21 protein-coding genes are annotated in these 21,209 nt (G+C 45.2%); 15 read left to right on the forward strand and 6 right to left on the reverse strand.

Annotated elements, in window-relative coordinates:
* Positions 1-10 precede the first annotated feature (10 nt).
* The 3 genes from hemY (at position 11) to V756_RS0100440 (ending at position 4,542) form a co-directional block, all read left to right on the forward strand.
* Entirely contained in the window at positions 11-1,423 is a 1,413-nt protein-coding gene (gene hemY, locus V756_RS0100430) for a protoporphyrinogen oxidase (protein WP_024712901.1), read from the forward strand.
* Between the two features lie 145 nt (positions 1,424-1,568).
* The gene (locus tag V756_RS0100435; protein WP_024712902.1) at positions 1,569-2,144 is read left to right on the forward strand and encodes a TetR/AcrR family transcriptional regulator; all 576 of its coding nucleotides are present in this window, start codon (positions 1,569-1,571) and stop codon (positions 2,142-2,144) included.
* A 70-nt stretch (positions 2,145-2,214) separates the two neighbouring features.
* The gene (locus V756_RS0100440) at positions 2,215-4,542 is read left to right on the forward strand and encodes a YhgE/Pip domain-containing protein (RefSeq protein ID WP_024712903.1); all 2,328 of its coding nucleotides are present in this window, start codon (positions 2,215-2,217) and stop codon (positions 4,540-4,542) included.
* Positions 4,543-4,583: 41 nt separating this feature from the next.
* On the opposite strand, the gene fabHB is transcribed toward V756_RS0100440, so the two are convergent.
* A complete protein-coding gene (gene fabHB / locus V756_RS0100445) occupies positions 4,584-5,561 on the reverse strand; it encodes a beta-ketoacyl-ACP synthase III FabHB (protein ID WP_024712904.1) in 978 nt (325 codons plus the stop codon).
* A 128-nt stretch (positions 5,562-5,689) separates the two neighbouring features.
* Here fabHB and V756_RS0100450 point away from each other — a divergent pair, with 128 nt between their 5' ends.
* The 4 genes from V756_RS0100450 (at position 5,690) to V756_RS0100465 (ending at position 8,343) form a co-directional block, all read left to right on the forward strand.
* Positions 5,690-6,466, forward strand: a complete 777-nt coding sequence (locus V756_RS0100450) for a YhfC family intramembrane metalloprotease (protein ID WP_024712905.1) — start codon at positions 5,690-5,692, stop codon at positions 6,464-6,466.
* Between the two features lie 96 nt (positions 6,467-6,562).
* The gene (locus V756_RS1000000124675; protein ID WP_309222365.1) at positions 6,563-6,748 is read left to right on the forward strand and encodes a hypothetical protein; all 186 of its coding nucleotides are present in this window, start codon (positions 6,563-6,565) and stop codon (positions 6,746-6,748) included.
* Between the two features lie 134 nt (positions 6,749-6,882).
* A complete protein-coding gene (locus V756_RS0100460) occupies positions 6,883-7,923 on the forward strand; it encodes a M42 family metallopeptidase (RefSeq protein ID WP_024712907.1) in 1,041 nt (346 codons plus the stop codon).
* A 12-nt stretch (positions 7,924-7,935) separates the two neighbouring features.
* Positions 7,936-8,343 (forward strand): ASCH domain-containing protein, encoded by a 408-nt coding sequence (locus V756_RS0100465; RefSeq protein ID WP_024712908.1) that lies wholly within the window; start codon positions 7,936-7,938, stop codon positions 8,341-8,343.
* Positions 8,344-8,379: 36 nt separating this feature from the next.
* Here V756_RS0100465 and gltT read toward each other — a convergent pair whose 3' ends face one another.
* Positions 8,380-9,669: a glutamate/proton symporter GltT gene (gltT, locus tag V756_RS0100470; RefSeq protein WP_024712909.1), complete on the reverse strand. Its 1,290-nt coding sequence runs from the start codon at positions 9,667-9,669 to the stop codon at positions 8,380-8,382.
* 269 nt (positions 9,670-9,938) lie between these two features.
* Positions 9,939-10,073: a protein YhfH gene (yhfH, locus tag V756_RS01000000121635; RefSeq protein WP_003244802.1), complete on the reverse strand. Its 135-nt coding sequence runs from the start codon at positions 10,071-10,073 to the stop codon at positions 9,939-9,941.
* 156 nt (positions 10,074-10,229) lie between these two features.
* Here yhfH and V756_RS0100480 point away from each other — a divergent pair, with 156 nt between their 5' ends.
* The 4 genes from V756_RS0100480 (at position 10,230) to V756_RS0100495 (ending at position 14,340) form a co-directional block, all read left to right on the forward strand.
* On the forward strand, positions 10,230-10,964 hold the full coding sequence (locus tag V756_RS0100480; RefSeq protein ID WP_024712910.1) for an MBL fold metallo-hydrolase: 735 nt from the start codon (positions 10,230-10,232) through the stop codon (positions 10,962-10,964).
* 12 nt (positions 10,965-10,976) lie between these two features.
* A complete protein-coding gene (gene lplA, locus V756_RS0100485) occupies positions 10,977-11,972 on the forward strand; it encodes a lipoate--protein ligase (protein WP_024712911.1) in 996 nt (331 codons plus the stop codon).
* A 64-nt stretch (positions 11,973-12,036) separates the two neighbouring features.
* Positions 12,037-12,681: an SDR family oxidoreductase gene (locus V756_RS0100490; RefSeq protein ID WP_024712912.1), complete on the forward strand. Its 645-nt coding sequence runs from the start codon at positions 12,037-12,039 to the stop codon at positions 12,679-12,681.
* Positions 12,682-12,798: 117 nt separating this feature from the next.
* Positions 12,799-14,340 carry a fatty acid--CoA ligase family protein gene (locus V756_RS0100495; RefSeq protein ID WP_024712913.1) on the forward strand — a complete coding sequence of 514 codons (1,542 nt, stop codon included), beginning with the start codon at positions 12,799-12,801 and terminating at the stop codon, positions 14,338-14,340.
* Positions 14,341-14,379: 39 nt separating this feature from the next.
* Here the strand turns inward: V756_RS0100495 and V756_RS0100500 are convergent, their stop codons facing one another.
* A complete protein-coding gene (locus V756_RS0100500) occupies positions 14,380-14,775 on the reverse strand; it encodes a YhfM domain-containing protein (RefSeq protein WP_024712914.1) in 396 nt (131 codons plus the stop codon).
* 149 nt (positions 14,776-14,924) lie between these two features.
* Here V756_RS0100500 and V756_RS0100505 point away from each other — a divergent pair, with 149 nt between their 5' ends.
* A complete protein-coding gene (locus V756_RS0100505; protein WP_024712915.1) occupies positions 14,925-16,214 on the forward strand; it encodes a M48 family metallopeptidase in 1,290 nt (429 codons plus the stop codon).
* A 35-nt stretch (positions 16,215-16,249) separates the two neighbouring features.
* Here V756_RS0100505 and V756_RS0100510 read toward each other — a convergent pair whose 3' ends face one another.
* Complete coding sequence (locus tag V756_RS0100510; RefSeq protein ID WP_024712916.1) at positions 16,250-17,395, reverse strand: S8 family peptidase; 1,146 nt, start codon at positions 17,393-17,395, stop codon at positions 16,250-16,252.
* A gap of 440 nt (positions 17,396-17,835) precedes the next feature.
* Between V756_RS0100510 and V756_RS0100515 the strand changes: the two genes are divergently transcribed.
* The 3 genes from V756_RS0100515 to V756_RS0100525 all read left to right on the forward strand — a co-directional run bounded on the left by V756_RS0100515 (position 17,836) and on the right by V756_RS0100525 (position 20,546).
* A complete protein-coding gene (locus V756_RS0100515; protein ID WP_024712917.1) occupies positions 17,836-18,285 on the forward strand; it encodes a GNAT family N-acetyltransferase in 450 nt (149 codons plus the stop codon).
* A gap of 72 nt (positions 18,286-18,357) precedes the next feature.
* A complete protein-coding gene (locus V756_RS0100520; RefSeq protein WP_024712918.1) occupies positions 18,358-19,350 on the forward strand; it encodes an acrylyl-CoA reductase family protein in 993 nt (330 codons plus the stop codon).
* 224 nt (positions 19,351-19,574) lie between these two features.
* Complete coding sequence (locus V756_RS0100525; protein ID WP_024712919.1) at positions 19,575-20,546, forward strand: ABC transporter substrate-binding protein; 972 nt, start codon at positions 19,575-19,577, stop codon at positions 20,544-20,546.
* Between the two features lie 30 nt (positions 20,547-20,576).
* On the opposite strand, the gene phoE is transcribed toward V756_RS0100525, so the two are convergent.
* Entirely contained in the window at positions 20,577-21,158 is a 582-nt protein-coding gene (phoE, locus tag V756_RS0100530) for a phosphatase PhoE (RefSeq protein WP_024712920.1), read from the reverse strand.
* Positions 21,159-21,209 lie beyond the last annotated feature (51 nt).

Raw genomic sequence — 21,209 nt, forward strand, 5'->3', positions numbered from 1 at the left:
GGCGATGAATATGAGTGACGGCAAAAAAAATGTAGTCATCATCGGCGGCGGCATTACCGGTTTAGCCGCCGCCTTCTATATGGAAAAAGAAATCAAAGAAAAAAATCTGCCGCTTGAGCTGACGCTTATTGAGGCAAGTCCGAGAGTCGGAGGAAAAATCCAGACAATCAAGAAAGACGGTTATATCATCGAAAGAGGGCCGGATTCATTTCTGGAACGGAAGAAAAGCGCTCCGCAGCTCGTCAAAGACTTAGGACTTGAGCATCTGCTTGTCAACAATGCGACAGGACAATCCTATGTGCTGGTAAACGGGACCCTGCATCCAATGCCAAAGGGCGCCGTGATGGGGATACCGACAAAAATTGCGCCGTTTGTTTCTACGGGTCTGTTTTCCTTGTCCGGTAAGGCGAGAGCCGCTATGGATTTCATTCTGCCTGCAAGCAAATCAAAAGACGACCAGTCATTGGGAGAATTTTTCCGCAGACGTGTCGGAGATGAAGTGGTTGAGAATTTAATCGAGCCGCTCCTGTCAGGCATTTACGCGGGCGACATTGACAAGCTCAGCCTGATGTCGACATTCCCGCAATTTTACCAGACAGAACAAAAGCACCGAAGCCTGATTCTCGGCATGAAAAAAACAAGACCTCAAGGCTCCGGCCAACAGCTGACGGCAAAAAAGCAAGGGCAGTTTCAAACTCTGTCAACCGGTTTGCAGACCCTTGTAGAAGAGATTGAAAAGCAATTAAAGCTGACGAAGGTATACAAAGGCACAAAAGTGACCAAGATCAGCCGGAGCGATACTGGCTATTCCCTTGAGCTGGATAACGGCGTCACACTTGATGCTGATTCAGTAATAGTGACCGCTCCGCATAAAGCGGCTGCAGGAATGCTTTCTGAGCTTCCGGCCATTTCCCATTTGAAAAATATGCACTCCACATCAGTGGCAAATGTCGCCCTGGGATTCCCAGAAGGCGCCGTCCAAATGGAACATGAGGGCACGGGCTTTGTTATCTCAAGAAACAGTGATTTCGCAATCACAGCTTGTACGTGGACGAACAAAAAATGGCCGCACGCAGCGCCGGAAGGCAAAACGCTGCTTCGGGCATATGTCGGAAAAGCCGGAGACGAATCCATTGTCGATCTCTCAGATAACGACATTATCAACATTGTGTTAGAAGACTTAAAGAAAGTCATGAACATAAACGGGGAGCCGGAAATGACATGTGTCACCCGCTGGCATGAGAGCATGCCGCAGTACCATGTCGGCCATAAGCAGCGCGTCAAAGAGCTGCGCGAAGCACTGGCTTCCGCGTATCCGGGTGTCTATATGACAGGCGCTTCTTTTGAAGGTGTCGGAATTCCCGATTGCATCGATCAGGGGAAAGCTGCCGTGTCTGACGCGCTTACCTATTTATTCAGCTAAAAACCTCCGTCATAGCGGAGGTTTTTTTGTTGTGCGATGGCAATATTGTGAAAAAAAATGATTGATTTGAGCAGTTGGTTGTGATACATTTGCATATGTACTTAATGACTGAAATGTTCAAATGGTCAGTTTTGAGGTGAATATAATGTCAATAGATCGAAAAAAGCTGATTTTGGAGGCGGCCACAAAGTCTTTCACACAGTTCGGATATAAAGCGACGACAATGGATCTTGTGGCAAAGCTTGCGAACGTGGGGAAGGGAACCATCTATACTTTTTTCAAAAACAAAGAAGAGCTGTTTGACGAGATTTTCACTACATTATTGAAGGAAATGAAACAAAAAGCAGACGAAGCGATGGAGCCGAACCTCCCGTTCCACGAAAATGTGCACAGGGCGCTGTTTGCCATCCTGGAATTCAGGAAAACACATCAGCTGACGATTAAAATTTTCCAAGAAAATGCCGAGATTGGTACAATGGCAGTTCAGGATGTGATCCAAAAAATGGAGCAAGGCATTCTGTCTTATATCAATAATAAGATTGAAGACGGGATCGAAAGCGGTGCAATCAAGCCGTGCGACCCTGAACTGACAGCTTTTGTGATGCTGAAGCTTTATATTGCGCTCATTTTTGATTGGGAAAAACAGCATCCCCCGCTCGATAAAGAGACGATTGCGGAACTGCTTGAATTGTATGTAGTCAAAGGATTGTCAGCCAACTAGATAATCCTTTGTTTTTGCAAGAAAATGACCATTTTTCATGGTGAGTCAGTTTTAGAATGGAGGCATCAGGATGAACACAATACGAAGTCAGTGGAAAGACATCGTAACGAGTAAAAAATTATTAATTCCCATCATTGCCATTTTGTTTGTCCCGCTTATTTACAGCGGCGTGTTCTTAAAGGCTTATTGGGATCCGTATGGTACAGTTGACCAGCTGCCGGTCGTTGTTGTCAACCAAGACAAAGGGGCAACGTATGAAGGAGAAAAACTTCAAATCGGTGATGATCTGGTTAAAGAATTAAAGGATAATAAAAACTTTGATTGGCATTTTTCCAGTGATCTCGACCAATCGTTAAAGGACTTATTAAATCAAAAATATTATTTGGTTGTCGAGATTCCTGAGGATTTTTCAAAGAATGCCAGCACTGTGCTGGACAAAAATCCGAAAAAATTGGATTTGAAATACCATACAAATGCTGGTTCCAACTATGTGGGGGCAACGATCGGTGAAAAAGCGATTGATAAACTCAAAGCCTCTGTTTCTAAAGAAGTGACCGAGCAATATACGAAAGTTATTTTTGATAAGTTTAAGGATATCGCAAAAGGTTTGAGCGACGCGAGCAGCGGCGCGAAAAAAATTGATGACGGCACAAAGGATGCGAAAAACGGAAGCACCCAGCTGAAAGAAAATCTGGATAAGCTGAAGGAAAGCACAGCCACCATCAGTGACAAAACGGCGCAGCTTGCAGATGGAGCGGCACAGGTGACAAGCGGCATCCAATCGCTTGACAGCTCGCTCGGAAAATTCCAGGCCAGCAGTAACCAAATTTATGATAATTCAAGTAAGCTTGCTGCAGGTTCAGGGCAGCTGACAGGCAAGCTGAATGAGCTTCTCGCCGGCCTGCAAAAAACGCAGCAGGGCTTGCCTAAAATTACAAACGGGCTGGATCAGCTCAACAGTAAAGCACAAGCAGGAGCCGAGAAAGCAGCAAAAGCGGAAAAGCTCATTAATGCGCTTGATTTAACACAGCTTGAAACAGCTGTGAACAATCTGGAAAAGTCAGAGACTGCGATGAAGGAATTCCAAAAGCAGCTGACTGACTTTGAAAACAGCTTGAAAAACCGAGATCAGGCATTTAAAAATCTCATCAACTCGAGTGATTTCTTAACAGCGGAGCAAAAAAGCCAGCTGATCGCTTCTGCTGAAAAGCAGCTTCCGCAAGTTGATGTGCCTGATTTTGATCAAATAGTAGGCCAGCTTCCTACAGCTGATCAACTGCCTGACATTTCAGAGATAAAAAGCTCTCTGGAAGAAGTGAAAGCTCAGGTTGCACAGGTAAAGGCTCTGCCGGCAGCTACTTCGGAACTTTACAACGGCACAAAATCGGTTCAAGATGCAATTGACAAATTAACGGCTGGAGCCGAAAAGATATACAACGGCTCACAGAACCTGACAGAAAACCAAAATAAACTGACAGCCGGAATTGATGAATATAATAAGCAGTTTGCCAAAGCAAAAGCGGGCTCAGAGCAATTGGTAACAGGCAGCAGCAAAGTATCCGGCGGCTTGCTGAAGCTGTTAGATGGTTCTAAACAAGTCCAAAACGGATCATCAAAACTTGCAGACGGATCTGAATCACTTGATACAGGCTTAGGCAAGCTATTGGACGGCACAGGACAGCTGTCCAGTAAGCTAAAAGGTGCAGCTGATCAAACAGGAGATGTCGATGCTGACGATCAAACATACGGCATGATTGCCGATCCGGTTAAAACCAATGATGACGCCATTCATTCGGTGCCTAACTACGGTACAGGGCTGACACCTTATATTCTGTCAATGGGCTTGTATGTCGGCGGCATCATGCTGACGGTAGTCTTCCCGCTGAAGGAAGCGTCAGGACGTCCTAGAAACGGCTTTGAGTGGTTCTTCAGCAAATTCAATGTCATGATGCTCGTTGGAATCATTCAGTCGCTGATTGTGGTGACGGTTCTGCTTCTGGGACTTGGTCTCGAGGTTGAGAGCGCGTGGAGATTTTACGTGTTTACGATGATTACGAGTCTCGCTTTCCTGGCGCTGATTCAATTTTTGGCGACAACGATGGGCAACCCGGGACGATTTATCGCAGTCATTATTTTAGTGCTGCAGCTGGGAGCGAGCGGAGGAACCTTCCCGCTTGAATTGCTTCCGAATTTCTATCAAGTCATCCACGGCGCATTGCCGATGACCTACAGCATTAACGGATTCAGAGCGGTCATTTCAAACGGTGATTTTGGCTACATGTGGCAAATGGCCGGTGTACTCATCGGCATTGCCCTCGTCATGATCGCGCTGACGATCACTTACTTTACGATTTTAAGCCGGAAGGAAGAAACTTCAGAAGAACAGCCGGCTTCATAATGAAAAAGAACTTGTTTCCTTGGAAACAAGTTCTTTTTTTATTACATACCCCATTTGATAAGCAATCCTGTATAGGTTAAACCGCCGCCAAATCCAAAAAGCATCACAGTTTGATCTTTTTTCAGCTTCCCGGCTTTCACTGCAAGATCCAGGGCCAATACAATCGAAACAGAGGACGTGTTTCCGTAGTATTCGACACTGGTGAGCGTTTTTTCAATCGGGAACGGTGTTTTTTCACAAATCGATTCGATCATGCGCAAGTTCGCGCTGTGAGGGACAAACCAATCGAGCTCGCCACTTGTCAATCCTGCCTGCTGTAAAAGGCGTTCAAATTCGCGGGGGATGGTTCTCGCTGCCCATTTATACACTTCGCGTCCGTTTTGGACCATTTTACCGGAACCGGCAAGCTGCACTCCGTTTAGTTCATTACGAAGTCCGGCACGGTACAGAATATCTCCGCCGTTTCCGCTTGTTCCTTGGACAAACGCAAGGAATCCAGGTATCTCTTCATCTCGTTCCACTAACAGCGCACCCGCAGCGTCGCCAAACAGAACGCATGTCGTTCGATCAGTATAATCCGTTACTTTTGAGAGTGTCTCTCCGGCGATGACGAGAATTTTTCGGTGAAGCCCGGATGTGATCAATCCGTTTGCCAAATGAAGGCCGTATGTCAGTCCGGCGCACGTCGCATTAATATCCAGCGCGCCGGTGTTTTCCCAGCCGAAATAGTCCTGCACACGGCATGCCGTACTTGGAAAGGCGTAATCGGATGTTGTTGTGGCGACAAGGATCATATCCACGTCATCAAGTGTCCCTTCATAACGGCTCTTAAGATCCTTCACTGCTTCGATGCATAAATCAGAGGTGAATTGGTGTTCATCAGCTATCCGGCGTTCTTTCATGCCTGTGCGCTGAACGATCCATTCATCAGATGTATCAACGATTTTTTCTAAATCGGCATTGGTTAAGCGTCTGCTCGGCGCATAGGTCCCGATAGCCGTGATTTTTGCTTTTGACATATGAATCACTCCTTATGGTCAGATTATAACACTAGATATTAGTATCTGGTACTAAAAAGAAGGTTTTTTCATAAAAAAAGAGAAATGATGAAATAGAGAATCTATGAAATAGAAAAGGAGGCTGAAAGATGGTCAGTCAAGGAGCAATAGTCTTTATGGCGATATCAGGGGCTATTGCGTTTTTGTTGCCGATCGGGCTGATTGTATGGTTTAAGCGAAAGTATGGCGCTGCGCTTAAAGTATTTTTTATTGGCGCTCTCACATTTTTTGTCTTTGCCCAGCTGTTGGAGGGCGGCGTTCATGTTTATGTACTTCAAATGAATGAAATGACGAAAGAAGCCATGCGAAATCCATTGTGGTATGGCATTTACGGCTGCTTGATGGCCGGGATTTTTGAGGAGTGCGGAAGGTATATCATGATGAGATTTTTTTTGAAGCGCCATCAAGCCTGGTCGGACGGGTTGGCGTTCGGAACGGGCCATGGAGGGCTTGAGGCTGTCATGATTACAGGCTTGTCCTCTATCTCGCTTATTGTATATGCGTTTGCGATTAATAGCGGAACATTTGAACAGCTTTTGATTAATGATGACATGAAACAGGCGCTTTTGCCCATTCGGGAGCAGCTGCTGCATACTCCTTCGTATGAATGGCTGCTGGGCGGAATAGAAAGAATGAGTGCGATTGCTGTCCAGATCGGCTTGTCGCTAGTTGTCCTGTATGCGGTTAAAAGCCGCCGGCTGCTGTTTTTGCTGTATTCAATTCTTTTACATGCGCTCTTTAATGTGCCGGCGGTTTTATACCAAAAAAGAATAATAGAACAGGCTGCTGCTGTTGAGATCATTGTTGTTCTGCTAGCGGCCGTATCAGTTTATTGGATTGTAAAAGCAAAAGGGCTGTTTCAATAAAAGGTCCAAGCAGCAGCACAGCCCGCTTGGAAACATGTGAATGAAAATATTCATTAAGCATGGGTTATCAGAATATGTCTGACTCAGTCTTTACCAATGACAGCAAGAGTGTCTGTGTTTTTTACAAGAGAAACAATGGTGTTTCTTTTTCTTCTTTTTCTCGCAAGGGTCATGGCGTTCTTTCTTTTTCTCGCAATGGTCGTGGAAATCTTCATCGAACCACTCGTCAAAGAACCAAAAATCATCAAACCAATCGTGACAATGATGTTTCCGTTCATGTGAATGACGACAGCACATAGATACCCCTCCTCTTCCCATGCTCTCTACAGCATATGAGAGATTGATAGGAAAAGATTGGACGAGTTCCTCGAGAAAAGAGTATATTTTAAATAGAAAAATAAAAGGAGGAATGTCCTGTGACGTCCGTACGTAAAACGATGGAGCTCATTAAAGAGCTTGTATCGATTCCAAGCCCGACAGGAAATACATATGAGGTGATCAACTATATTGAAAGCCTTTTAAAAGAATGGAAGGTAGAAACGGTTCGGAATCATAAGGGCGGCTTAATTGCAACGCTTCCCGGACATGATACATCCCGGCACCGCATGCTGACGGCGCACGTAGACACCCTCGGCGCTATGGTAAAAGAAATTAAAGCTGACGGCCGGCTGAAAATCGATTTGATCGGCGGCTTCCGCTACAACTCGATTGAGGGCGAGTATTGCCAAATTGAAACCGCCTCTGGGAAGACGTATACAGGCACCATTTTAATGCATCAAACGTCTGTTCATGTGTACAAGGACGCGGGAAAAGCTGAACGGAATCAAGAAAATATGGAGATCCGCCTTGATGAGCCTGTTCACTGCCGGAAAGATACGGAGGAGCTCGGCATTGGCGTCGGTGACTTTGTGTCGTTTGATCCCCGCGTCGAGATCACATCAAGCGGATTTATTAAATCGCGCCATTTGGATGACAAAGCAAGCGTCGCTTTATTGCTCCGCTTAATCCATCAAATTCAAACAGAAGACATTGAACTGCCGTATACAACTCATTTTCTCATTTCCAATAATGAAGAGATCGGATACGGCGGAAATTCGAATATTCCTCCTGAAACGGTCGAATATTTGGCGGTTGACATGGGGGCTATCGGTGATGGGCAGGCGACGGATGAATATTCAGTATCAATCTGTGTAAAGGATGCGAGCGGGCCGTATCATTATCAGCTCAGAAAGCATTTAGTCCATTTAGCTGAGAAGTATCATATCGACTATAAGCTTGATATTTATCCGTACTATGGGTCGGATGCATCGGCAGCAATCAAATCCGGGCATGATATTGTGCATGGCCTCATCGGGCCGGGAATTGACGCGTCGCATGCGTTTGAACGCACCCATAAATCCTCTCTTCGCCATACGGCTAAGCTTCTGTACTATTATATACAGTCACCAATGGTATAGGGGGGAGTTAAAATGAAAATTTATGAGCTGAAAAGCACATTCGGCTGGGAGGGGGATGACGGCTTAGGGGAACAGCTGATTCAGCAAATCCTCGCGGGGGAAAAAACAGCCACGTGCGCACCGAAATCTTTATATTCAAAAGATGAATTGAGTGAAGTGTATCAAACAGCGGGGCAGCTTGTTACCGTTTATGATAAGCATGACAAACCGAGATGCAATATAAAAGTGACAGATGTGTTTGAAACGACCTTTGGAGCGCCTGATATAAGGTTAGTCAAAGGAGAGGGCAATGGCGAGCGAATTGAGGAATTTCAGGAAGACCATCGGACCGCATGGGAGGAGCTGATCCAAAATGGTGACCTGGAGCTGAATGAAGATACGGTTTTGATTACAGAGTTGTTTGAGCTTGTGAAAGACTAAAAAAGCCAGCGGGGCAAGAACCCCGCTGGCTTTTTATTAACCGGAAATGGTTGCGTTTTGATTTGGTTTCGATTGGGACATAACAGTTGCTGCTTTTGCAGGATTAAATTTGCCTTCCCACTTGGACATCACAACGGCCGCAAGCGCGTTTCCAGTCAGGTTGACAACTGTACGTGCCATATCCATGATACGGTCTACGCCGGCAATAAAGGCAAGTCCTTCAGCCGGAACGCCGATGGTGCCAAGGGTTGCAAGCAGGACAACAAAAGAAGTTCCTGGAACAGCGGCCATCCCTTTAGATGTCACCATTAGGACGAGCACAAGCGTAATTTGGTGCCAAATCGTCAAGTCAATGCCGTATACCTGCGCCAAAAACAGCGCGGCAATAGATTGATAGAGAACAGAACCGTCTAAGTTAAACGTATATCCGATCGGAATCACAAATGAAACAATGCCTTTCGGACAGCCGATTTTCTCCATTTTTTCCATGATGCGCGGAAGAACTGTTTCAGAACTGGACGTACTGAACGCCAGTAAGATTTCATCCTTCATGTATGCAAGGAATTTAAAGATGCTGATGCCGGCGATTTTTCCGACAATTCCAAATATGACAATTAAGAAGAAAGCAAGCGCGACATACACCAATCCAACGAGCTTTCCGAGAGAGAGAAGAGAACCGATCCCGAATTTAGACACAGTCACTCCGATTAGCGCGAAAACGCCAAATGGCGCTACTTTCATCACAAGGTTTACAACGTGGAACATGGCATGGGAGACGCCTTCGAAAAAGGCTAATACAGGCTTGCCTCTTTCACCGATCGCGGAAATTCCCAATGCAAATAGCACTGTAAAGCAGATGATGGCAAGAAGATCCCCTTCAACCAAGGACTGGAAGAAGTTTGTCGGCACAATGTGCAGGAACGTTTCCGCCACTGATTTATTGCTTTGTTCTTTTTCGGTTTCAACATATTGACTGATGTCCGATTTTTGAGCTTCGTGTATATTAACTCCTGTACCCGGATGGAAGATGTTTGCAAGGGCTAGTCCGAGAATAATGGCAAATGTTGTGATGATCTCGAAGTACAGAATCGTTCTGAAGCCTAATTTACCGACTTGCTTTCCATTTCCTGCACCGGCTACACCGATGATTAAGCTTGAGACAACAATAGGAATCACTATCATTTTGATTAAGCGTAAAAAGAGATCCCCGATTGGCTGCAGGTAAGTTGGCAATGCTGGGTTACCATACCAAATAACGCCAACAATGACACCTAAAATAAGTCCAACGAATATTTGTGTGGCTAATCCAAACCTAATTCTTTTCATAGATTACCTCCCGAAAAACAAAGTATCAACATATATCATGAATAGACATATATTTAATCTCACTATTAGATCAAATTATAATAGATAAGAAATGAATTCGTCTATAGTAAATTATATTTCGAAAATAAAGAATATTCAATGGTATTATGAAAATCACCAGAATTATCTAAAAACTGGTGAACTTTGACCTAACCTGACTATCATTTCAAATGAAGAAACACGAGAAAAAATAAGAAAATCCCGCGCGTAAGGCGCGGGATTTTCGCTCATTACAAATCGTTTACTTTTATACAGTCATTGCAGATATTACCATAACACTCATGTTGCTCTTCAATCTTTTTTCCGCATTCCGCGCACTTTTTCGAAGGCAGGTTTCTAAAAAATTCTGTGATTTTTCCCAGCATAACCAATCCCTCTTTTCCATTTGTAGTCATTTTATTGTAATATAACAGATTTTAAAAATCAATAACTGTTTTGATACAATGTTTAAAACATGCTTTTTTTAAGAAAAATGGGTATATTGAAGGGGATCAACTTTTTTGAAAAGATAGGAGGACATTATGAAAGTTACAGTTATCGGATGCTATGGCGGTTTTCCAGCCGCAAATGAAGCGACGTCAGGCTATTTGTTTCAATCGGGTGATTATTCTTTGCTTGTCGACTGCGGCAGTGCCGTATTATCTAAGCTGCTCGCATATGTACCGGCGGAAAAGCTGGATGCGGTCATTCTGTCTCATTATCATCATGACCATATTGCTGACATCGGGCCGCTCCAGTTTGCCAAACAAGTCGGTTCATTTCTCGGCAAAGGAGACGATACGCTTCCGATTTACGGGCATGATGCTGATATAGAACAGTTTCAAAAGCTTACATATAAAACACATACGAAAGGGATTGCCTATCAGCCGGATCAGCCGCTGACTATCGGTCCGTTTACAATTACCTTTTTAAAAACGATTCACCCGGTGACGTGCTATGCTATGAGAATTACCGACGGCAGCCACACTGTCGTATATACCGCTGATTCGAGCTATCAGGATTCATTTATTCCGTTTTCGGAAAATGCCGATTTGCTAATCTCAGAATGCAATTTTTATGCCGATCAAGATGGGACAAGCGCAGGGCATATGAACAGCTTGGAGGCCGGGCGAATTGCCAAAGAAGCGGGAGCGGGAGAGCTGATGCTGACGCATTTGCCGCATTTCGGCGTGCATGACCATCTTCGCAAAGAAGCGAAAACCGTTTTTAACGGCGAAGTGAATATTGCGGCATCAGGTTTTGTGTGGGAAGGATAAAGGGGGAACACCATGTTATTTATAGACAATCAACATATTAATGATCCGCGGATCAATCTTGCTATCGAGGAGTACTGTGTAAAGCATTTAGATCCTAATCAGCCGTATTTGCTCTTTTATGTGAATCAACCGTCTATTATTATTGGGAAAAACCAAAATACAATAGAAGAAATTAATACAAAATATGTAGAGGAAAACGGGATTATCGTCGTCCGCCGTTTATCAGGCGGAGGCGCTGTATATCATGATCTGGGGAACTTGAACTTCAGCTTTATCACAAAGGATGAGGGAGACAGCTTTCATAATTTTAAAAAGTTCACTGAACCTGTAATTCAGGCATTACGCCAGCTTGGCGTTGAAGCGGAGTTAAGCGGCCGCAACGATATTGTAGCGGGTGGCCGGAAAATATCCGGAAACGCCCAGTTTGCGACAAAAGGGCGCATTTTCAGCCATGGCACCCTCATGTTTGATTCTGCCATTGATCATGTTGTGTCAGCACTAAAGGTGAAAAAGGATAAAATTGAATCAAAGGGCATCAAGTCGATCAGAAGCCGCGTGGCTAACATCAGTGAATTTCTCGATGATAAAATGACGACGGAAGAATTCCGCAGCCATTTGCTTCGCCATATCTTTAACACAAATGACATTCAAAATGTTCCAGAGTATAAGCTGACGGAGAAAGATTGGGAGGTCATTCATCAAATTTCGAAAGAGCGCTATCAGAATTGGGATTGGAACTACGGCCGCTCACCGAAGTTTAACCTCAATCATTCGAAACGTTACCCGATTGGGTCGATTGATCTGCGCTTGGAAGTCAAGAAAGGCAAAATTGAGGACTGCAAAATCTTCGGAGATTTCTTCGGTGCCGGCGATGTATCTGAAGTTGAAAACCTGCTGGTCGGAAAACAATACGAACGCAGCGTCATCGCTGATGTGCTGGAAGGTGTAAATCTCAAGCATTACTTTGGGAACATTACGAAAGAGGATTTCCTTGATCTGATTTATTAAGGCAAAACACATTGTTTGAATGAGCGGCTGTGTTTTTGAAATAATGGAGACAGGAGGGATTCACATGAAGGTGTTTTTAATCGGAGCGAACGGACAAATCGGACAAAAACTTGTTTCTTTATTCCAAGACAATCCTGATCATTCCGTCAGAGCGATGGTCAGAAAAGAAGAACAGAAAGCGCCTCTCGAAGCTGCCGGTGCAGAAGCCGTGCTTGCCAATCTTGAAGGCAGCCCGAAAGAAATCGCCGCCGCGGCAAAAGGCTGCGACGCGATGATTTTCACAGCGGGTTCCGGCGGCAGCACAGGTTATGATAAAACGCTGCTGGTTGATCTAGATGGAGCGGCAAAAGCCATTGAAGCCGCGGACATCGCAGGAATCAAACGGTTTATTATGGTCAGCGCCCTGCAAGCTCACAACCGTGAAAATTGGAATGAGTCGCTTAAACCATATTATGTGGCCAAGCATTATGCTGATAAAATTTTGGAAGCAAGCGGTTTAACCTATACGATTATCCGCCCGGGAGGCCTTCGCAATGAGCCTGGGACGGGAACTGTTTCAGCAGCCGCCGATTTGGAGCGGGGATTCATTTCCCGTGAGGACGTTGCGAAAACGGTCATTGCCTCTTTGGATGAAACCAATACGGAAAATCGGGCCTTTGACCTGACAGAAGGAGATACACCGATTGCCGAAGCATTAAAGAAACTATAACAGTACTGACACTCGGGGCTTTTTGCTCTTGAGTGTTTTTTTCTGTTTCCCTATAATGAATGAGAAAGCTTATCTTCAATAATGAATGACTATTCATTCACTTTAAGGGGTGGGAGAATGAATCTCGTTTCGAAATTGGAAGAGACAGCATCTGAGAAGCCCGACAGCACCGCATGCAGGTTTAAGGATCACATGATGACGTATCAGGAGCTGAATGCACACATTCAGCGATTTGCGGACAGCCTTCAGGAAGCCGGTATGGAGAAAGGGGACCATCTTGCTTTGCTGCTTGGCAATTCGCCTGATTTTATCATCGCGTTTTTTGGTGCGTTAAAGGCTGGGGTTGTGGCCGTGCCTATCAATCCGATGTATACGCCGACAGAAATAGGTTATATGCTGACAAACGGGGATGTAAAGGCGATCGTAGGCGCTGATCAGCTTTTGCCGCTTTATGAAAGCATGCATGAATCACTGCCAAAGGTTGAACTCGTCATTTTGTGTCCGACGGGAGACGCCGAGCCTGAAGCTTCCGATCCAGAGGTCAAAATGAAAATGACAACGTTTGCAAAAATGCTGCGTCCGGCATCTGTCTCTAAACAAAGCCCGGAGCTTGTCCCTGATGATACCGCGGTCATCCTATATACGTCAGGAACGACCGGAAAACCGAAAGGCGCCATGCTGACCCATCAGAATTTGTACAGCAATGCCAACGATGTCGCCGGCTATTTGGGAATGGATGAGACGGACAATGTGGTCTGCGCTCTTCCCATGTTTCACGTGTTTTGTTTAACCGTCTGCATGAATGCCCCTCTGATGAGCGGCGCAACGATCTTGATTGAACCTCAATTCAGTCCGGCATCTGTTTTTAAGCTTGTTAAAGAAAAGCAGGCCACCATTTTTGCCGGCGTGCCGACGATGTATAATTACTTGTTTCAGCATGAAAAGGGGAGAAAAGATGACTTTTCTTCCATCCGTCTGTGCATTTCTGGAGGTGCGGCCATGCCAGTCGCACTGCTGACGGCATTTGAAGAAAAATTCGGCGTGACCATTTTGGAAGGCTACGGGCTTTCAGAAGCATCACCCGTGACGTGCTTTAACCCATTTGACAGGGGCAGAAAGCCGGGCTCGATCGGGACAAGTATATTACATGTCGAAAACAAGGTCGTAGATCCGCTCGGACGCGAGCTTCCTGCTCACAAGGTCGGCGAATTGATCGTAAAAGGCCCCAATGTGATGAAAGGCTATTATAAAATGCCGATGGAAACAAAGCATGCATTAAAAGATGGGTGGCTTTATACTGGGGACTTGGCAAGACGGGATGAGGACGGTTATTTTTACATTGTTGACCGGAAAAAAGACATGATTATTGTAGGAGGATACAATGTGTATCCACGTGAGGTGGAGGAGGTGCTGTACAGCCACCCGGATGTCAAAGAGGCGGTTGTCATCGGCGTGCCGGACCCTCAAAGCGGGGAAGCGGTAAAGGGATATGTTGTGCCGAAACACTCTGGCGTAACAGAAGCGGATGTCATGGAGCACTGTGAAAAACATCTGGTGAAATACAAACGGCCTGCCGAGATTACGTTTCTTGACGACATTCCGAAAAATGCGACGGGGAAGCTGCTCAGACGGGCGCTGAGAGATATTTTGCCTCAATAATACGAAAAAAGCGAAGCGGCGAGCTTCGCTTTTTCATTTTCAATCCTTTGCTTCTTTTTTAATAATGTTTAGCAGCGCCTTTGTATCATTTTTGCTTAATTTGTAATATGTGCCGTCCTTCAAAAAAACGGCTTGCCGGCTCCCGTCAATCCACAGTCTGAATGAGTCGTACCGGTCTTTATGGAACTTGATTGTCCCTTCGTAATCAGGAGCTGCTGTTTTTTCTGTTTTCAGCTGTTTTCCCTGATTCATAATGTCCAGCATATCTTTGACATGCTGCCTTTTTTCAATCTTGATATCTTCCCGGCCGCTTGAAGACAGTGTGATCAAATCCGCGTCTACCGATTGATACACATCACCTGACCGGCTGTAAAGATAGAAAAATGCAATAAACACGAGACCGATTACCACGATGGCTGCCACTATTTTTTTCATTTGCATCACTCCAAACATTGTTAGTTTTCCCAGTGATCCGGGTTTCCATGCCTAAAAGGAAGGAAAAGTACGGACACATAGCTTGGTTCTAAGAATTTCAATTTATGATTACAATAGAAGTAACGGGTTGATGTGAGGAGTGAGGTGTTATGCGCAAGTGGATTGCGGCAGCAGGGCTTGCTTACGTGCTGTACGGGCTGTTTTTTTATTGGTATTTTTTTCTGTCCGGTGATTCCGCAGTACCGGAGGCTGTGAAAGGGACGCAGGCTGACCCGGCTTCTTTCATGAAGCCGTCTGAATTGGCAGTGGCCGAGCAGTATTCGAATGTAAAGAATTTTTTATTTTTTATCGGGATTCCTCTTGATTGGTTCTTGTTCTTTGTATTGCTTGTCAGCGGCGCGTCAAAGAAAATCAAGAAGTGGATGGAAGCAGCCGTGCCTTTTCGGTTTTTGCAGATCAGTGGTTTTGTGTTTGTGCTTTCGCTGATCACAGCGTTGGTGACGCTGCCTTTAGATTGGATAGGCTATCAAGTATCGCTTGACTACAACATTTCCACACAGACAGCAGCGAGCTGGGCTAAGGATCAGGTTATCAGCTTTTGGATCAGCTTCCCGATCTTTACGCTTTGCGTTCTCGTGTTTTATTGGCTGATCAAAAGACATGAAAAAAAATGGTGGTTATACGCCTGGCTGTTAACAGTGCCATTTTCGCTGTTTCTGTTTTTTATTCAGCCGGTCATTATCGATCCTTTATACAATGATTTCTATCCGTTAAAAAACAAAGAGCTTGAAACCAAAATTTTAGAGCTGGCAGAAGAAGCTAATATTCCGGCAGACCATGTGTATGAAGTGAACATGTCTGAAAAAACAAATGCGCTTAATGCCTATGTCACTGGAATTGGGGCTAACAAACGGATTGTATTGTGGGATACGACGCTGAACAAACTTGACGATTCAGAAATTCTCTTTATTATGGGCCACGAAATGGGCCATTATGTCATGAAGCATGTTTATATCGGGCTGGCTGGCTATTTGCTCGTGTCGCTAGCCGGATTTTATATCGTTGATAAGCTTTTCAAGCGGACGGTTCGCTTTACCCGCCGCATGTTTCATTTGGAGGGACGGCATGATCTTGCAGCACTGCCGCTGCTAATGCTTTTGTTTTCCATTTTGAGCTTTGCGGTTACGCCTTTTTCTAATGCTGTCTCGCGCTATGAGGAGAATCAGGCTGACCAATATGGGATTGAGCTGACGGAGAATAGAGAAGCCGCTGTCAAAACGTTTCAGGATTTGGCTGTGACGGGACTGAGTCAGGTTGATCCTCCCGTGCTTGTAAAGATTTTCAGAGGCAGCCACCCTTCCATTATGGAACGGATTCAACACGCCGAACAAGAGAATGCATCAGAGCATCCTGCCTCAGAACAGGACGCTGATCAATAAAAAGAAGCAGGTATGGAACCTGCTTCTTTTTATTATTATTGTGCTGCTGCTTGTACATTGATTAAGCCTTTTCCATAGTAGAAAGAGTTTCCAAGGTTTGTTGCAGTGCTTTCTAAACGATCACGGACCTGCGTGTTTGTCCAATTTGGGTGCTTAGAAAGAATTAACGCTGCTGCTCCGGCTACGTGCGGAGTCGCCATAGACGTTCCATTGTAAGAACCGTATTTGCCTCCAGGAAGTGTGCTTTGGATGGATACGCCAGGAGCCATCACATCAAGCTCAGAACCTACGCTTGAGAATGAAGCTCTTTGGTTGCTGCTGTCTACCGCACCTACCGCGATGGTAGAAGGATATTTCGCAGGATAGCCGACTGTGCTTGAGCTTCCGTTTGTGCCTTCGTTTCCGGCTGCAACCGCAACGACGATACCGCTGGCAACGGCTTTATCAACGACTGTTTTTAGCGCTGTAGAACCAGAAGGTCCGCCAAGGCTCATGTTGATCACGTCCATATTGTTGGAAATGGCCCACTCAATGCCGTTAATAATCCAGCTGTATTGGCCGCTTCCTGATGAGTTAAGAACTTTTACTGCATATAACGATGCGTTTGGCGCTACGCCCAGAACACCGATTGTGTTATTAAGAGCGGCAATCGTACCGGCTACATGTGTGCCGTGAGAACTGCCGTCCTGGTATGGGTTTGTTTCAGAAGGTACGAAGCTTGCTCCGCCTTTGACGTTTAAGTCAGGATGAGAAGAATCAATTCCGCTGTCGATAACAGCGACTTTTACGTTAGAGCCTGTGTAGCCTTGAGAGTGAAGAGCCGGCGCTTTAATTTGAGAAATGCCGTAAGGAACAGACTGCGCATATTCATGTGCAATATGATCTTCTTCCACATATGCAACGCTCGGATCTTGTTTTAGTTCTTTTACAGCTTTTTCATCCAATGTTGCTGCGGCTGCGTTAACATATTTAAATTGCTTTTGGACATTGCCGCCTTTTTCAGAAATAACATCCTTTTTCTTTGCGGAACTCATAGCACTCATTGTCTGTTTAAATCCGACAATGTACTTTTTTTCTGTACCGCTTTTTCCGACAGCCTGCGCAGACATGTTGCTGAATGCCATCGTAAAGATTAACGTTAACGCAAACAACAAGCTGACCCACAATTTTTTGCTTCTCACTCTTTACCCTCTCCCTTTTAAAAAATATTCAGATTAGCCTCATTTGAGGGACTATTCTGTAAATTTATTGTAATAGATGGAATAATATTTTAGTAGACCTATTTTTTCGCGATGATTTTATTTCTATTTAGGTATATCATCTCTCGCTATTTCTGTAGAGACTCGAAATAACTATTTTCATACAGAAAAGAACGAAAATAGGCATGTGTAAATGTTCATTACGCTGAGTCTCCAGACTTTTTCAGGTTAAATGCTCCTGCGCCCCGGCAAACTCGTGTCGAAAAAAACACTTCAAATGGCCTGCATATGTTTCCGTGGGTTTAACGAATACTATTGTGATATTTTTTCAATGCATGCTGATAAAAGTATTCTGAAAATGAACTTTACAGAAAATTCTATTGAATATAAAATGAAACGATTATAGAGAGGGAGGAAATACAATGAACATTCGCCAAGCAAACACATCAGATGCAGCGTCCATCGCGCCGCTGTTTAACCAGTACCGGGGATTTTATAAGCAGGCGTCTGATCTGGAGGGGGCAAAGGCTTTTTTGAAAGCGCGTCTGGAACATGACGAGTCTATTATTTTGATCGCGGAAGAAAGTGGAGAATTCATAGGTTTTACCCAGCTCTACCCAACGTTTTCTTCTGTGTCAATGAAAAGAATCTACATATTAAATGACTTATTTGTTGCACCTCATGCGCGAACAAAGGGAGCCGGCGGACGGCTGCTGTCTGCCGCAAAGGATTTTGCTGCAGAAAATGGGGCAAGCTGTTTATCGCTTAAAACGGAACACCACAATCGGACGGCAAGAAGTTTGTATGAGCAAAGCGGTTACAAAGAGGAAACAGCATTTGTTCACTATCATCTCAATGTGCCGGCTAAGTGAAAAATGGGAGCTTGATGATTTGGTTTTTTGGACGTTCTTCGGTTACGATAGAAATGAAAAGGAGTGTGCCGAATGTCAACGTTATTTCAAGCATTGCGGGCAGAGAAAAATGCCGATGATGTTTCAGTCCATGTGAAAACCATGTCAACAGAGGATTTGCCGAAAGACGGTGTCCTCATTAAAATTGCTTATTCCGGTATCAATTATAAAGATGGTCTGGCTGGAAAAGCAGGCGGCAATGTCGTCAGAGAGTATCCGCTTATTTTGGGCATTGATGCTGCGGGTACGGTCGTCTCTTCCAATGATCCGCGCTTTACCGAAGGGGATGAGGTGATTGCGACAAGCTATGAGCTCGGTGTCTCCCGCGATGGCGGATTAAGTGAATATGCTTCAGTCCCTGGTGACTGGCTGGTGCCTTTGCCGGAGAATCTTTCATTAAAAGAAGCGATGATGTACGGAACAGCTGGATTTACCGCGGCGTTATCGGTGCATCGGCTTGAACAGAACGGCCTGTCTCCGGAAAAAGGGAGCGTGCTTGTCACAGGAGCAACCGGCGGTGTCGGCGGAATTGCGGTGTCGATGCTGAACAAGCGGGGCTATGAAGTGGCGGCAAGCACCGGAAACCGGGAGGCGGCTGATTATTTGAAGCGTCTCGGTGCAAGCGAAGTGATCAGCAGGGAAGATGTCTATGACGGAACGCTTAAGGCGCTGTCCAAGCAGCTATGGCAGGGAGCGGTCGATCCTGTCGGCGGAAAACAGCTTGCCTCGCTGTTAAGCAACATTCAATATGGCGGAGCTGTCGCGGTGAGCGGCTTAACGGGCGGGGGAGAGGTTCCCGCAACGGTGTATCCATTTATTCTTCGCGGGGTCAGCCTGCTCGGAATTGATTCAGTGTACTGTCCGATGGAGGTCAGGGCAGCCGTTTGGGACCGCATGTCTTCTGATCTCAAGCCTGATCAGCTGGAGGCTGTCGTGGACAGAGAAGTATCATTGGCAGAAGCGCCGGCAGCGTTAAAAGATATTTTGCAAAATCGCATTCAAGGAAGAGTGCTTGTAAAGCTTTAACAGGTTCGGCTTGCAGAGAAGGCTGGGTTTTCTGCAAGCCTTTTTGTGTACATCATGTTACGCTTTCATTTGTTTTGATCCATCCACTTCATTATGTGAGAAACGAGTTTTTCTTATAAGCTGAACTTTTGAAAAATAATTTGTGATAATGATTATCATTCCGTGTTATACTATTTCTTGGACATCTTTATCGCAGAAACTATATACAGGAGAGACTGGAACGTATGAAAAAAACACTGATTATTCTTACAGTTTTACTTCTTTCTGTCTTAACGGCTGCGTGCTCCTCTTCGAGCGGCAGTCAAAACAGCAAAGAAAATAAAGTCGCAATCACACATGATTTAGGGAAGACAAATGTGCCTGAGAATCCGAAGCGGGTTGTTGTTCTTGAGCTTGGTTTTATCGACACGCTGCTTGATCTCGGCATTACGCCTGTCGGGGTTGCCGATGACAATAAAGCAAAGCAGCTGATCAACAAAGATGTGCTGAAGAAAATGGACGGCTACACATCTGTCGGCACCCGCTCACAGCCAAACATGGAAAAAATCGCTTCATTAAAACCCGATTTCATTATTGCTGACACAACCCGTCATAAGAAGGTGTACGATCAGCTGAAAAAAATCGCGCCGACGATCGCGCTCCATAATTTAAATGCTGATTACCAGGATACAATTGACGCTTCACTTACGATTGCAAAAGCAGTCGGCAAGGAGAAGGAAATGGAGAAAAAGCTGACGGCGCATGAAGAAAAGATGAGCGAGACAAAGCAGAAAATCAGCGCGAACAGCCAATCCGTACTTTTGATCGGAAGCACAAATGACACGATTATGGCCAGAGATGAGAATTTCTTCACATCAAGACTTTTAACACAGGTTGGCTACCGATATGCGATCAGCACGTCAAGCAACAGCGAATTAAGCAATGGCGGCGACTCAGTGAACGTGAAAATGACGCTGGAGAAGCTGTTGAAAACCGATCCGGATGTGATCATCCTGATGACAGGAAAAACAGATGATATCAATGCGGACGGCAAACGCCCCATCGAAGAGAATGTGCTTTGGAAGAAGCTGAAGGCAGTGAAAAACGGACACGTGTACCGCGTGGACCGCGCAGCATGGTCTCTGCGCCGCAGTGTGGACGGGGCGGACGCCATTTTGAATGAGCTTCAGAAAGAGATGCCAGCTAATAAAAAATAAAAGAAAAGACAGGCGGACGCCTGTCTTTTCTTATTTGATAAAGCCGGATAAGTGGCTGTTGATATTATAGTCTTTAATCCGCCATTTCTCTTCTGCAAATTCAATGTTGCTGAGACAGGCGTTGACAAGGCGTGTGCTTTGAAGCTCTGGATCACCGCCGGAGATTTCCGTCAGCAGTGCGTGAATGGCTGCGCCGTGCGCGACGAGCAGCACCTTCTGGTTTGGATACGCCTGATTCACTTTTACCAAACCGCCCATCAGCCTGTCAGTGAGCTCTTCCAGCGTTTCCATATTCGGATAGACTTTATCCGGATAGCGCTTTGTCCGTTCTTCCAGCAGCATGCCCTCCGCATCGCCGTAATCGCGTTCCTTAAAATCATCCATTTCGACAATCGGAAGATGCAGAAATTCATTAATGATTTCCGCAGTTCTTTTCGCTCTTTTCAGCGGGCTCGTTACAATGACATCCCAAGAAAAATCCTTTACGTATTTTCCGGTTTCTCTTGCTTGGCGTTCACCTGTCGCGTTTAGCGGGATATCAGTTTTGCCTTGGCATTTTTGCTGCCGGTTCCAATCGGTTTCTCCGTGTCTTACTAAACAAACGGCTGTCATATAATCCCCTTCCTGACTTTGGTCATACCGCTATTATACTAAATCAAAGCA

The organism is Bacillus tequilensis KCTC 13622, assembly GCF_000507145.1.
Lineage (GTDB): Bacteria > Bacillota > Bacilli > Bacillales > Bacillaceae > Bacillus > Bacillus tequilensis.

Bases quoted from the DNA above. Each gene is read 5' to 3' on its own strand.
- hemY (WP_024712901.1), top strand. From the start codon at position 11: ATGAGTGACGGCAAAAAAAATGTAGTCATCATCGGCGGCGGCATTACC.
- V756_RS0100435 (WP_024712902.1), top strand. From the start codon at position 1,569: ATGTCAATAGATCGAAAAAAGCTGATTTTGGAGGCGGCCACAAAGTCT.
- V756_RS0100440 (WP_024712903.1), top strand. From the start codon at position 2,215: ATGAACACAATACGAAGTCAGTGGAAAGACATCGTAACGAGTAAAAAA.
- fabHB (WP_024712904.1), bottom strand. From the start codon at position 5,561: ATGTCAAAAGCAAAAATCACGGCTATCGGGACCTATGCGCCGAGCAGA.
- V756_RS0100450 (WP_024712905.1), top strand. From the start codon at position 5,690: ATGGTCAGTCAAGGAGCAATAGTCTTTATGGCGATATCAGGGGCTATT.
- V756_RS1000000124675 (WP_309222365.1), top strand. From the start codon at position 6,563: ATGACAGCAAGAGTGTCTGTGTTTTTTACAAGAGAAACAATGGTGTTT.
- V756_RS0100465 (WP_024712908.1), top strand. From the start codon at position 7,936: ATGAAAATTTATGAGCTGAAAAGCACATTCGGCTGGGAGGGGGATGAC.
- gltT (WP_024712909.1), bottom strand. From the start codon at position 9,669: ATGAAAAGAATTAGGTTTGGATTAGCCACACAAATATTCGTTGGACTT.
- yhfH (WP_003244802.1), bottom strand. From the start codon at position 10,073: ATGCTGGGAAAAATCACAGAATTTTTTAGAAACCTGCCTTCGAAAAAG.
- V756_RS0100480 (WP_024712910.1), top strand. From the start codon at position 10,230: ATGAAAGTTACAGTTATCGGATGCTATGGCGGTTTTCCAGCCGCAAAT.
- lplA (WP_024712911.1), top strand. From the start codon at position 10,977: ATGTTATTTATAGACAATCAACATATTAATGATCCGCGGATCAATCTT.
- V756_RS0100490 (WP_024712912.1), top strand. From the start codon at position 12,037: ATGAAGGTGTTTTTAATCGGAGCGAACGGACAAATCGGACAAAAACTT.
- V756_RS0100495 (WP_024712913.1), top strand. From the start codon at position 12,799: ATGAATCTCGTTTCGAAATTGGAAGAGACAGCATCTGAGAAGCCCGAC.
- V756_RS0100500 (WP_024712914.1), bottom strand. From the start codon at position 14,775: ATGAAAAAAATAGTGGCAGCCATCGTGGTAATCGGTCTCGTGTTTATT.
- V756_RS0100505 (WP_024712915.1), top strand. From the start codon at position 14,925: ATGCGCAAGTGGATTGCGGCAGCAGGGCTTGCTTACGTGCTGTACGGG.
- V756_RS0100515 (WP_024712917.1), top strand. From the start codon at position 17,836: ATGAACATTCGCCAAGCAAACACATCAGATGCAGCGTCCATCGCGCCG.
- V756_RS0100520 (WP_024712918.1), top strand. From the start codon at position 18,358: ATGTCAACGTTATTTCAAGCATTGCGGGCAGAGAAAAATGCCGATGAT.
- V756_RS0100525 (WP_024712919.1), top strand. From the start codon at position 19,575: ATGAAAAAAACACTGATTATTCTTACAGTTTTACTTCTTTCTGTCTTA.
- phoE (WP_024712920.1), bottom strand. From the start codon at position 21,158: ATGACAGCCGTTTGTTTAGTAAGACACGGAGAAACCGATTGGAACCGG.